We start from the raw sequence: 13,226 nt of genomic DNA on the forward strand, positions 1-13,226 counted from the left end.
CAAAGAACTTTAAAAATTTAGAAAAATGCTAAGGAATTATAGTAACAGCAGAACGTTGGGAGACAACATCAGATTAGGAACGCTGACTGCCTTTACGGCAGGTACTATAAACATTGCTTCCCTGTTGATATTTCTCTCTTTTACTTCCAATGTAACGGGACATTATGCTATTCTTGCGGCAGAAATCAGTAAAGCAAACTGGTCACAGGTTGCGGTGGTGGGAATGTGGATCTTCCTGTTCTTTTTCGGGGGATTTGTGTCGAATTTTATTGTGATCACATTCAATCAGAAAAGTAAATATTTCGCCCATGCAATGCCATTGGTTCTTGAAATTGCCTGTTTACTGTTTGTGGGAATCTACGGACAGTTTTATTACCGGAAAACGCTGGAAGAAACAGAATATCTGGTCGCTCTAATGCTTTTTGCAACGGGTCTGCAGAATGGTTTAACGGCAAGTATTTCTAATTTCTCGGTAAAAACTACCCATCTTACAGGAACGACCACCGATCTTGGGATTTTATTCTCCATGTTTACGCAGAAAAAATTCAGAAAGAACGGCGAACTGGTCGGAAGAGCAAAACTGCTGATGAGCATCATGATTTCCTATGTTTTGGGTGCGGTTTTTTCAGGGTTAACCTATTATTATCTTGAATTCAGAGTGTTTTATGTAATCAGTCTGTGTTTGCTGGTGGTGATTGGTTATGATGCGTACAAAATTCATATCAGACATTTCAATACGAAATACCGGTACAGCAAAATTTATAAGAAACCGAATCTGATGGCATATTTTTATGATAAAATCCACGGAATTCCGGTGATTAAAGAACAGAAAAGAGACAAGAAAAGGAAGCTTGTGTTTGATGAATGAAAAGGGTAAAAGTTTACTGTAAAAGATCAAAATTCTTGATAACATTTTGAATACTTTTCGTAAAACGGACCTGAATAAACAGACAATGTTAAATAAGAGATATAAATATCAGTATTAATTTTGTGTAAACTAGCTGTGAATCAATCCTCTAATTGTATAACGCAATTGGGGGATTGTGTTTTTAGGAAAACCCCGATAACGAGACATTTTGTCTGAATCTGAAGCATGGCTAGAATGTTGATATGTTGATAAATTAATTTTAATTCAGAAGTTTATAGTTTTAATTCTTATTTTGAATGACTATTTTTGTAAGTTGATTTACGTTTTTTATGTCAGATATTATTCAGCTTTTACCCGATCATGTAGCCAACCAAATTGCGGCAGGAGAAGTAGTGCAGAGACCGGCTTCCATTGTGAAAGAACTTTTGGAAAACGCCATTGATGCAGATGCCACAAAAATTGAGTTGATTATCCGGGATGCCGGAAAAAATCTGATTCAGGTTGTAGACGACGGAAAAGGAATGTCTGAAACAGATGCGAGAATGGCTTTCGAAAGACATGCCACATCAAAAATCCGCGGAACGGAAGATATTTTTAAAATCTCTACCAAAGGTTTTCGCGGCGAAGCGCTGGCTTCGATTGCAGCCGTTTCTCAGGTGGAATTAAAAACCAAACAGAAAGACGCAACCATCGGAACGAATATTTATATCGAAGGAGGGGTTTTCCAGTTTCAGGATCCCGTTCAGACGGCGGAAGGTTCTAATTTTCTGATTAAAAATCTGTTCTACAACGTTCCGGCAAGAAGAAAATTCCTGAAAAACAACAACGTAGAATTCCGACATGTTATCGATGAATTTCAAAGAGTTGCTTTAGCGCACGAAACACTTGAGTTTTCCCTGTTTCATGATGATGAGCCTATTTTCAGGCTGAGAAAAGGAAGCCAGATGCAGCGTATCGTGGATGTTTTCGGAAGAAAACTGCAGCCGCAGCTTATTCCCATCAAAGAAGATATTATCTGGTGTAAACTTCACGGGTATGTTGCCAAACCGGAAGGAGCCAAAAAAACTAGAGGAGAACAGTTTCTGTTTGTCAACGGAAGGTATTTTAAAAGTCCATACTTCAATAAAGCCGTTCAGGAAGCTTTTGAAGGATTGTTGTTGCCGGGTTATGTGCCTACGTTTTTCCTTTTCTTAGACATTGATCCTGAAAAAATAGACGTCAATATTCATCCTCAGAAAACAGAAGTAAAATTTGAAGATGAACATCTGATCTTTGCTTTATTGCGTTCCACCATTAAACGCTCTCTGGGAATTTATAATGTTTCTCCAAGTCTGGATTTTGAAAAAGATCCTCACTTTGATGAAATTATGCACAAAACGTTCCCGAGTAAAGGAAACAGCGGAGGAGGTACAACGCTGAAAATGCCGGAAATAATCGTAGATAAAGACTACAATCCTTTTATTGAAGAACGTGAAGTTGCGCAGGCGGAAATTCAGAATCTTACGGAAATGTACCATCAGAATATCACTGCAGAACCTTCAAAGATCAATCTGTTTGAAGATGAAGATTTTGATGAAGATCTGATGAGGTTGCCAAACGGATACTGGCTGTTCAACAAAGGGGATGAAACACTAATGCTCGATCTGGGAAGAATGCACAGACTTGTGGTTTCTGAAAATACAAAACCTGTAAAAAAAGGAACAACCAATGGTCATGCTTTACTCTTTTCTCTCGAATATCATATGAATGAGATTGAAAAGGCGAAATACAATTCCATTAAAAAATATCTTCCGGAGCTTGGTTTTGAAATGAGCATTGCCCACGAAAGTGTGTTAAGAATAGATGCGGTTCCGGAAGGACTGAAAGAAACGCAGGTTATGAAGTTTCTTGAAAACCTTTTTGAAATTCTGGAATATAAGTCTGAGGAAGAATTTATGCAGTATTATCAGAATCAGTGGAGTAAGCTGCAGTCGAAATCAAGATTCGATTTCATATACAAAAAAGATGCGGAGCAGCTTATCAAGGATTTTACCGCTTTAGGCTTTCCGGAATTTTTACCCAACGGAAAAAGATGTTTCTACGAAGTTCCGTTTAATGATTTTAAAAACAAATTTTAGAAACTATGTTTAACAGTATACCTCCGGTAACGAGAAATATAATCATCATCAATATTGCTGTATTTGTTATAGCCAATTTGCTGTTTCAGGATAGATTTGTAGGATATCTTGCTGCTTTTTATCCTTTCTCACCATTTTTCAAATCCTGGCAGATTGTTACGCATATGTTTATGCATGGAAGCTTCATGCATATCCTTTTCAATATGTTTACTTTATTCAGTTTCGGACCTATACTGGAAAATAGCTTAGGAGAAAAAAAATATTTAATTCTTTATTTTTTAAGTGGTTTGGGAGCCTTTTTCCTGTTCAATCTGTGGAATTTTGTTGAAGTTCAGCAGATTTCCAGCGAATTGCAGCAGTTAGGATTTAATCTGAATGAATATCTTTCGGGTTCCTCTGTACAATATTCAGGTTCTTCTCAATCTGTACTTCGACAACAGGAATTGGTTGGAGAACTCAACGGAATTATGGGAACGCCAATGGTAGGAGCTTCCGGAGCAATATTCGGTGTTGTGGCGGCATTTGCCACACTTTATCCGGATGCAAAAATTGGAATTATGTTTATTCCGATCCCGATGAAAGTTAAATATGTATTGCCGGTAGTCGTTATTGGTTCTATTTATCTGGGTGTTTCCGGAAATGGAGGCGGAATTGCGCATCTGGCTCACGTCGGAGGTGCGATCGTAGGTTTTATTCTGGCAAGAATTTGGAGAAAGCATTTGTACAGATTTAATTAAAACCTCTTGAAAATCCTTCGCCTTATTTTTCTCATCCTTCATACCGGAATATTTCTTTTATTATCCGGAATGTTAATGAATGCCTATGTTTCACCAAAAATATTTCCTTGGCTGAATTTGCTTTCTTTAGGTTTTCCCCTATTGATAATTGCTTACATTTTGCTTACTATTTTCTGGATCATCAGTTGGAAGAAAAGAGCTTTTGTCTTTTTTTTCGCGGGACTGCTGTTTTTCAATCCTGTTTTACGCTGGATCAATTTTTCTCAGCCAAAAAATGAAAAAGCAGATTTAAAAATCGTTACTTTCAATGTTAAAAATGGTGTTTTAGGAAAAGAAAATATCGAAAATTTCGTCAACAGTCAGGATGCGGATGTTGTTCTGTTTCAGGAGATGGTTAATAAAAAATATGATTTTAAAGATCTGAAGCAAAGCAGCAAAACCCTCCTTACAAGCGTTTTTACAAAACATAAAGTCATTGCTGAGAAAAATTTGCTTGATGGCGAATATGAAAACGGCAATGCAACCCAGACAGATATTGAGATCAATGGAAAAACCTACCGGATCATCAATGTGTATCTGCAGCCCTTCAGATTTGATAAAAGTATGGTAAAACTGAACGGTGACAGTGAAGAAGACGAGCAGAAACTGAAAGATATCGTAAGAAAACTGATTCCTACCTTCAAAATACATCAGGAGCAGATTGTTCCGATAAGAGAAAGCATCGAAAGTTCGCCTTATCCGGTTATTCTGGCGGGAGATTTTAATGCAGTTCCTAACTCGTATGAATATTATGAATTGTCAAAAGATCTTGAAGATGCTTTTATGAAAGCAGGAAGCGGAAGCGCAACCAGTTTCCATGATTATAAATTCCCGATCAGGATCGATTATATTTTTACTTCAAAATCCGTTAATGCATTGAGCTATAAGGTCGACCGTTCTGCGAAATTATCAGACCATTATCCTGTTGTAGCGACATTTAAGCTCAGTAATTAAATCATAAAAACCGTTAATTTTTTTCATGTGGTAGGATTTTTGCTGAAAAGTTCTATATCCCTTAGACTGTTTTCATGAAGCCGCGTCAAGTATTGTTGTTTTTCCATATTATTGTTGGTATTTTACTCCTGTGTACATTGGGGAACTCATGGATTCCGCCTAATCTGTTCGGAAATCTGAATCTTCTTTCTCTGGGTTTTCCCTATCTTATTTCATTACACATTATTTTTACACTGATCTGGATTTTCAGAAAAGAAAAAATTGCCATTGCATTCGTTTTGGGAACATTTTTATTTTACAATCCTATCCGGAGATGGATCAATTTTACTCCAAAAATTGAAAGTCAGAAATCAATAAGAGATATAAAAGTCATTACATTTAATGTAAAATATGGCGATTTTGGCTGGGATAAAGTGAAAAAATATATTCAGGATCAGAATGCAGATATCATTCTGGTTCAGGAAAAAGATACCAACCGTGCCTTGAGACAGGATCTGGTGAAATATCCTTCGGTTATTTTAAAAACCAAGCATAAAATTGTAAGACAGGAAGAATTAATAACCGATAAATCGCGAGGAAATTCTTTCTATGCAGATGTAGATATCAATGGTAAAATCGTTCGGATTGTGAATGTTTATCTTGAACCTTTCAGACTGCATAAATCGATGCTTCAGTTCGATGGGCTGAAAAAGGAAGGCGGAAAAATCAATACATTGTTATCGCACATGATTCCTACCTTTAAAGCACACGAAGACCAGATTAAAAAAATCCGAAAAGCGGTAGATCTTTCGCCGTATCCTGTAATTCTGGCGGGAGATTTCAACTCTGTTCCCAATTCTTATGAATATTATAATCTGGGAAAAGATCTTCAGGATGCTTTTTTAGCAGCAGGAAACGGAAGTTCTTCAAGTTTTCACGATTACAAAGTTCCATTGAGAATCGATTATATTTTCAGCTCAAAATCAATTATTCCTTTAAGCTATAAAGTGGATAATTCTGTAAGATTATCGGATCATTATCCTGTAATTGCAGAATTTCTGTTAAATTAGTTCCATGAAAAATTTATCTTTTGCCGCTATTATTTTTTCAGCAGTTGTGATGTCCTGTTCAAAAAAAGAACCGGCAGATTTTTATCCTGCAGACAGTCCGAAAGCAAGTTATGATACTACCGCAATCGATTCTTTCTCGAATGGCGCGATTTCTGTAGATGTTGCAAGACAAATCAGAATGTCTTCAAAACAGTATCAGGATTCGGTAAAAGAGGCATTAAAACTTCAGGAGCAGGAAAAGAAACTGAAAGAAGAACTTGAAAAGGAAAATAAAAAGAAGGCGGAAGAAGAAAAGAAAAAAGCAGACGAGGAGAAAAAGAAAACATCTGAGCCTTCTGCAGAGGTAAAATCTGCATAATATAAATCACAAAAAAACGTTTTTAAAAAAATTATAAAGTATGAAAAAAAGCATTTTATCTGTACTGATGATCGCAGCAGTGGTTGTGTCATGTACAAAGTCAACATCAAAAACAGAAACTGTTGAAAATCCTGACGGATCAACTACTACCACCACTACTGTTTCTGAAAACGGAGTGGGAGTGGATACGGCAAAGATTAATGATGTGAAGGAAAATACTCAGGCAAAAATTGATGCTGCCGGACAAAAAATTGATAACGCTGCAGAAGATGCAAAAAATAAAATAGACGCCACTGCAGACAAAACAAAACAGGATCTTCAGAAAGCAGGGCAGGACATCAAAGAAGGCGCTGATAAAGTAGGAAAAGACGTGAAAAATGCAGCCGCAAAAGGAGCTTCCAAAGTAGAGGAAGGCGCTAAAAAATTAAAAGAAGATTTAAGCAAGTAAATTAAATCTTTCTGATAAAAATGAAACCGCAGTTTTTCTGCGGTTTTTCTATTTATTCAGTTCCAGTAGAGGATCAATATATTCTCGGTCGTTGCTTAGCCTCGGAACTTTATTCTGTCCGCCAAGTTTGCCTTTGGATTCAAGCCAGCCATAAAAAAGATTAGGCTTTGCAATATGTACAATCGGTCTTTTCAGGGTCATATTGTTGTAACGTTTCGCTTCGTAGTCGGAATTAATCGATTTGAGATGATTATCAAAAACGTCTATAAAGCGCTCTAAATTGTCCGGTTTTTCGCAGAATTCAAAAATCCACTCATGAGCTCCGCCTTCGTTCTCTTTCATGAAAACTGGGGCTCCTGTGAAGTCGGAAACGGATGCATTGGTTTCTTCGCAGGCTTTTGTGAGCGCAGACTCAACGTTAGTAATCATCAGTTCTTCCCCAAACGCATTAATGTAATGTTTCGTTCTTCCTGTTATTTTTATTCTGAACGGATTGGTTGAGGTAAAAACAACGGTATCGCCGATAAGGTATCTCCACAATCCGCCGTTTGTCGTAATTACCATCGCGTAGTTTTTCCCGATTTCCACATCTTCCAGACTCACGACTTTCGGATTGGAAAAATGGAACTGATCCATCGGAATAAACTCGTAAAAAATACCGTAATCGAGCATCAGAAGCATTTCATCGCTGTTGGATCTGTCCTGAATTCCGAAAAAGCCTTCGGAAGCATTATAGATCTCGTAGTAATTGATATTTTTCCCGATAATCTGTTTGTACTGTTCTCTGTAGGGTTTAAAGCTGATTCCTCCATGGAAAAACACTTCAAGATTAGGCCAGAGTTCTGAAATGTTTTTAACATCTGTTTCCTTCAGCACTCTTTGCAAAAGCACCATCATCCAGCTTGGAACCCCCAGAATACTTCCCACATCTTCATTCTTCACTTCGGAAGTAATGGCTCTGAGTTTGCTTTCCCATTCTCCCATCAGAGAAACTTTCTTGCTGGGAGTCGTTGTTATTTCTACCCAGAAAGGGAGATTGTCAATTAAAATCGCCGATAAATCGCCGAATTTGGTGTTGAAATCCGCATACAGCTCTGAACTTCCGCCAAGACGCAGATTTTTATAATTAAAAAGCTGATTTTCGGGATGATTGTTGGCGTAAATGGAAACCATATCTTTTCCGGCTTTCATGTGGCAGTATTCAAGGCTTTCTGCAGAAATCGGGATGAATTTGCTTTTGGCGTTCGTGGTTCCCGAAGATTTTGCAAAATGTTTGATGTAACCAGGCCAGCTTACATCTTTCTGTCCTTGTCTTGCTTTTTCAATATAAGGCTCCATTTCTTCGTAGGTAACAACCGGAACTTTGTTCTTAAAGTCCTGATAACTTGAAATGGAATTAAAACCATATTTTCTCCCATACTCCGTATCTTCTGCATGAAATAACTGGGAAAATAAGATACCTTTCTGTGTTTCAATAGGATGATCCATGAAATTCTGAATCTGATCTATCCTTTGGCGGATAAACCAATTGACCACAGTATTGAAAAGTGCTTTTGTTGCCATTTCAACAAATATAATAATAATTGGATTTTTAAAGAATTTTTTGTGAGGATAAAAACAAAAAAACCGCTACAAAATTGTAACGGTTTTATATCTGAAATTATTATTTCCTAGCAATACTCGTCGTAAGCAGCCTGAAGGTTTGCAGCGATTGCTCCTGCAGGATTTCCTTCAATGTGGTGTCTTTCCAGCATATGAACCAGTTCTCCGTCTTTAAACAGCGCTACGCAAGGTGAGCTTGGAGGGAACGGTGCTAAATGTTTTCTCGCTTCAACAACGGCTTCTGTATCGAAACCTGCGAAAACAGTAGTTAAATGATCAGGCTTTTTGTCTCCTGTTAAAGAATATACAACTCCCGGTCTTGCAGCTCCTGCAGCACATCCGCATACAGAGTTGATGACCAAAAGGGTAGTTCCTGATTGTTTTAATGCTTCTTCTACCTGAGCTGGAGTTGTCAAGTCTTCGAAACCTTTATCTGTAAGTTCAGCCTTCATCGGCATTACTAAATCTTGTGGATACATATTTTTGTTTTTTGTAAAGTACAAATTTAAGCAATTCTTTACTTTTCATCAATATATAAAAACTATCAGTTGTTTTAGAAAACAAAATGTAATGAATATTAATAGTTTAACAATAATTATAAAATTTTACATTAAATATGTTAATTATCAAAAATAATTACTAAATTTGAAATGATTCTGAAAACAGTTGACCATGAAAAAATATTTACACTGATCCCTCTCACTTAAATTTCTTTCAGTTTTTGCTTTTATCTAAGCAGAAATTGATGTCACTCAGAAAAGAATAAATGAAGCCCTGAACTGAAAAGTTCAGGGCTTCTTTAATCAAATCGATATGCAAAGGTTGAATATCCTTATAAAATAGCTGATGTTTTTTGGTTGCTAATTGTAGTTGATGGATAGAAGAGGAATCAACTAAAAATTACCAACGATCAGCAATTATGAAAGCAGCTTTTTCGCCATCTCGGAAATGCTTTTTCCGTCCGATTTTCCGGCTAAAGATTTTGAAGCAATTCCCATTACCTTTCCTAAATCTTTCATAGATTCAGCGCCTGTTTCTGCGATAATGTTTTTCATTTCTGCTTCCAGTTCTTCTGCTGAAAGCTGTTTTGGCAAAAACTGCTCAATCACTTTCATCTGAGCTTCCTCCACTTCGGCAAGATCATTTCTTCCCTGCGCAGTAAACTGTTCGGCAGAATCTTTACGCTGTTTTACCATTCTCTGAAGAATAGCAATTTCCTGTTCTGCACTAACTTCTGCTCCTCTGGCTTCCGTTTTAAGCAGTAATATCTGAGATTTTACAGCACGAAGAGAATCCAACGCCACTTTGTCTTTGGCTCTCATTGCTGTTTTTATAGCTTCGTTTATTGTATTTTCTAAACTCATGGTTTTTAATTTGATAATTTGAAAAAATGAGACAATTTGAAAATGTAATTATTTTAGAATTGAGAATGTATAATTAAACTTGTTTAAACTAATTTCAGAATTAACCACAAAAGGCACAAAAGACAATTTTAAAGCGAATTTCATATATAATGATCAACTTTAAATAAAAGTTTAGTCATCTTTTGTGACTTTTGCGGTTAAATAAAAAGTTTAAACAGACTCATTTTCAAGTTCTCAAATTGCCACATTTTCAAATTAAATTTTAGTCTACATCTTTATTTAAAAATCTGTTTTCTCTGATCTGCATATTTCCGTTGTTATCAGACAGGTAAGTATTGATGTTCTGGTCGGATGCATTGTTACCTTCAATGGAAATATTTTTTCTCTTGAATGCAGGCACAGATTCAAACTCGCTGGAGCTGTCGAAACTCTGGTAACGTGAATTAAACTCCTTCAGTTTGTTTCTTCTTTCCATTACTCTTTCCTGATCCACGGTTTTATTCACGAAGGTGAATTCTTCTTCCGCTGGTTTCGGAACTTCAGTTTCTGTTTTATTTTCAACAACAGGCTCTTCTGTCAGATGCTGAAAGAAATGTTCTACTTTCTGAAAAGGCTCTTCCGTAAGCTGATTCACTTCGTTGATTGCTGCAAGTTCTGCTTTTGGCTGTCCGAAATCAGATTTAGGCTCATTTTTTACAGGTTCATTCACAAAGAAGCTGAATTCAATAGGTTTTTCCTCAGAAAAAGTGTTATTGAAAGCAGTATTAGACTGTGGTTCTTCTTTTTTATGATCAAAATCAAACTTAAAAGATTCTATTTCCAGATCATTCGGATCTTCCGCTTCTTCGTCTAATGTGAACAAGCTGAAAGATTCTTCCTCATTGTCTTCGTTTCTCCAGTCCTGAGTGTTATTAACCGTATCTTCCTCTTTATCAAAGAATTTTATTTCAGTTTTAGTCTCTTCGTTGCCAATAGTCATTTTTTTTTCAGTAGACGTAACCCCGAATTGTGGATGGTCGTGGTCTTCATCGTCCAATCTGAAAAGGTTTTTACCTCCGAAATCATAATCCTGTTCCGCATGAGAATGTCTTTCCTCTCTTGTTTTAAAAGGAGACTCTTTTGGGGTATCAAAGCTGTCGTTCAGGCTAATTTTAATTTTCTCTGTAGGTCCTGCAAATTTTTTGTTATCGTTAGAAAAACCTGTTGCGATTACAAGAACGCTTACAGAATCTCCCAGTTCTTCATCTGCTCCCACCCCGAAAATAATATCTGCGGTGTTTCCTGCTTCTTTCTGGATATGATCCATGATTACTCCGATCTCGTCCATGGTCACTTCTTCCACACCACTTCTTATCAATAACAGAACGTTTTTCGCACCTGTAATCTTATTGTCATTCAATAGTGGGGAATCAAGCGCTTTTTTAACTGCTTCTTCGGCTTTATTTTCACCGGAAGCAATTCCTGTAGACATCAAAGCCGTTCCTGAATTCTGAAGCACAGATTTAGCATCTCTAAAGTCAATGTTTACATCAAAATAACCCGTAATAACTTCCGCCATTCCTTTGGCTGCGTTCGTTAAAACTTCATCGGCTTTTGAGAATCCCTGCTTGAATCCAAGGTTTCCGAATTGCTGTCTTAATTTATCGTTGTTGATGACAATTAATGAGTCAACATTATTTCTTAATTTATCCAGACCGTTTTCAGCCTGTTCCAGTCTTCTTTTCCCTTCAAAACTGAAAGGGACGGTAACGATTCCTACCGTTAAGATTCCCATATCTTTGGCTACTTTAGCAATAACGGGAGCAGCTCCGGTTCCTGTACCACCACCCATTCCGGCAGTGATGAAAACCATTTTGGTATTTTGTCCCATTGCAGCTTTAATATCTTCGATGCTTTCGATCGCAGATTTTTCTCCCACTTCAGGATCGGCTCCTGCGCCAAGACCTTCCGTAATGGTAGTTCCCAACTGTACTTTGTTGGCAACCGGGTTATTATCTAAAGTCTGGGCATCTGTATTGCAAATCACGAAATCCACTCCGTGAATACCTTTTTCGTACATGTGTTTCAGCGCATTATTTCCACCGCCTCCAACACCGATTACTTTTATGATTGATGAATTTCCTTTTGGCAAATCAAATGAAAATCCTTGTGTACCTATGTTTTCCATAATTAGTTTCTTTTAATAATTATAATTGATAAGCGATAAATGAATAATGATTTTGTTTTAATTAAAAAATAAATCATCAATTATCACTGATCTTTTATCATTTATATTTTATTCTACTTCTTCAAAGAATTTTTTTACTTTTTCCATCAGCGACTGCCCGAAAGTGAGTTTCGCCGCCTTTTTATTCTCATGCTGTTCTTCTCTAGGCTGTTGTTCCTGTATCGGCGCAACTTCCTGCGGAGCGGATTGTGAAGTTTCAATCGCAGCTTGTGCAGCAGCATTTTCCAGCTGCTCTTTTTCCAAAACAGGAGTGTCTTCCACCGTGTTCAGCTTTTTATCCCTGATTTTTAAACTTTCCATTAATAAACCAATGGAAGTCGCAAATTCGGGACCTTTAAGATACTGATTTTTATCATTCGCCACATACTCATTTGCAAATCCGATTCTGCTGTCGAATCCTGTTGTATAATTGGCAAGCTGACGAAGGTGTTTCAGGTTGGAGCCACCACCCGTTAATACGATTCCTGCAATCAGTTTTTTCTTTTGTTCAAAAGCTCCGTAAGCCTTTAGTTCTGTATTTACCATTTCCAGAATTTCCTCCACTCGTGCATTGATGATCTGTGCTAAAGTTTTCAGGGAAATTTCTTTATCCGGTCTTCCGTGAAGCCCGGGAATGGTAACGTACGTGCTGTCTTTTTCAAGCTCAGGAACGGCAGAACCGAATTTTACTTTCAGTTGTTCCGCGTGTTTCTCGATGATGGAACAGCCTTCCTTGATGTCTTCCGTAATAATTCCTCCTCCGTAAGGGATAACACAGGTATGACGGATGATATTATCTTTAAAGATGGCAATGTCTGTAGTACCGCCTCCGATATCTACAATGGCAACTCCTGCCTCTTTTTCTTCTTTTGTAAGAACCGCTTCAGAGGATGCTAAAGGTTCAAGGGTAAGAGCTTCCATTTCAAGCCCTGCTTCTCTCACGCATCTCGCGATATTGCGAATGCTTCCCATCTGTCCTACAACCACATGGAAGTTGGCCTCTAAACGCTTACCGTGCATCCCGACCGGTTCCTGAATTTCACCTTCGGAATCTACTTTGTATTCCTGCGGCAAAACGTGAATGATTTCTTCTCCAGGAAGCATCACCAGTTTTTTTACCTGATCTTTTAATGCTTCAATGTCGTCGTCTGTGATGAATTTATCCGGATGTTCACGCATAATATAATCGGAGTGCTGCAGAGAACGGATGTGTTTCCCTGCGATTCCCACCGTTACTTTACGGATAGGAACTCCTGCGCTGGACTGTGCTTCAGACACAGCAGCTTTGATTGAATTAATGGTCTGCGAAATATTATTCACAATACCTTTGTGAACACCAAGACTTTTCGCCTTTCCTACACCGAGAACTTCTATTTTCCCGTGTGCATTCCTCCTTCCGACAATCGCAACAATCTTTGTTGTCCCGATGTCCAGACCTACTGAATACTCTTGATTTTCCATTTTTTATACCGATTTGATTTTTT

Annotated in this window: 12 protein-coding genes; 7 read left to right on the forward strand and 5 right to left on the reverse strand. The window is 37.5% G+C overall.

Annotation, left to right across the window (positions count from 1 at the left end):
* The first annotated feature begins 25 nt into the window (after positions 1 to 25).
* The 7 genes from BW951_RS06760 (at position 26) to BW951_RS06790 (ending at position 6,570) form a co-directional block, all read left to right on the forward strand.
* A complete protein-coding gene (locus tag BW951_RS06760; RefSeq protein ID WP_076391144.1) occupies positions 26 to 868 on the forward strand; it encodes a YoaK family protein in 843 nt (280 codons plus the stop codon).
* Between the two features lie 329 nt (positions 869 to 1,197).
* Complete coding sequence (gene mutL / locus BW951_RS06765; protein ID WP_076391146.1) at positions 1,198 to 2,985, forward strand: DNA mismatch repair endonuclease MutL; 1,788 nt, start codon at positions 1,198 to 1,200, stop codon at positions 2,983 to 2,985.
* A gap of 5 nt (positions 2,986 to 2,990) precedes the next feature.
* Positions 2,991 to 3,722, forward strand: coding sequence for a rhomboid family intramembrane serine protease (locus tag BW951_RS06770; RefSeq protein WP_076391148.1), 732 nt, complete (start codon positions 2,991 to 2,993; stop codon positions 3,720 to 3,722).
* A 6-nt stretch (positions 3,723 to 3,728) separates the two neighbouring features.
* Positions 3,729 to 4,715, forward strand: a complete 987-nt coding sequence (locus BW951_RS06775; protein WP_076391150.1) for an endonuclease/exonuclease/phosphatase family protein — start codon at positions 3,729 to 3,731, stop codon at positions 4,713 to 4,715.
* A gap of 74 nt (positions 4,716 to 4,789) precedes the next feature.
* Positions 4,790 to 5,764, forward strand: coding sequence for an endonuclease/exonuclease/phosphatase family protein (locus BW951_RS06780; RefSeq protein ID WP_076391152.1), 975 nt, complete (start codon positions 4,790 to 4,792; stop codon positions 5,762 to 5,764).
* A 4-nt stretch (positions 5,765 to 5,768) separates the two neighbouring features.
* Complete coding sequence (locus BW951_RS06785; RefSeq protein ID WP_076391154.1) at positions 5,769 to 6,122, forward strand: hypothetical protein; 354 nt, start codon at positions 5,769 to 5,771, stop codon at positions 6,120 to 6,122.
* A 40-nt stretch (positions 6,123 to 6,162) separates the two neighbouring features.
* A complete protein-coding gene (locus tag BW951_RS06790; RefSeq protein WP_076391156.1) occupies positions 6,163 to 6,570 on the forward strand; it encodes a hypothetical protein in 408 nt (135 codons plus the stop codon).
* A gap of 48 nt (positions 6,571 to 6,618) precedes the next feature.
* Here the strand turns inward: BW951_RS06790 and BW951_RS06795 are convergent, their stop codons facing one another.
* The 5 genes from BW951_RS06795 to ftsA form a co-directional block, all read right to left on the reverse strand.
* Positions 6,619 to 8,133, reverse strand: coding sequence for a GH3 auxin-responsive promoter family protein (locus tag BW951_RS06795; RefSeq protein ID WP_076391158.1), 1,515 nt, complete (start codon positions 8,131 to 8,133; stop codon positions 6,619 to 6,621).
* A gap of 107 nt (positions 8,134 to 8,240) precedes the next feature.
* Positions 8,241 to 8,651, reverse strand: coding sequence for a BrxA/BrxB family bacilliredoxin (locus tag BW951_RS06800; protein WP_076391160.1), 411 nt, complete (start codon positions 8,649 to 8,651; stop codon positions 8,241 to 8,243).
* Between the two features lie 438 nt (positions 8,652 to 9,089).
* Positions 9,090 to 9,536 (reverse strand): GatB/YqeY domain-containing protein, encoded by a 447-nt coding sequence (locus BW951_RS06805; protein WP_076391162.1) that lies wholly within the window; start codon positions 9,534 to 9,536, stop codon positions 9,090 to 9,092.
* A 262-nt stretch (positions 9,537 to 9,798) separates the two neighbouring features.
* Positions 9,799 to 11,703, reverse strand: a complete 1,905-nt coding sequence (gene ftsZ / locus BW951_RS06810; RefSeq protein ID WP_076391164.1) for a cell division protein FtsZ — start codon at positions 11,701 to 11,703, stop codon at positions 9,799 to 9,801.
* A gap of 108 nt (positions 11,704 to 11,811) precedes the next feature.
* Positions 11,812 to 13,203, reverse strand: a complete 1,392-nt coding sequence (gene ftsA, locus BW951_RS06815) for a cell division protein FtsA (protein ID WP_076391166.1) — start codon at positions 13,201 to 13,203, stop codon at positions 11,812 to 11,814.
* Between the last annotated feature and the right edge of the window lie 23 nt (positions 13,204 to 13,226).

It is taken from the genome of Chryseobacterium gambrini (genome assembly GCF_900156825.1).
GTDB lineage: Bacteria > Bacteroidota > Bacteroidia > Flavobacteriales > Weeksellaceae > Chryseobacterium > Chryseobacterium gambrini.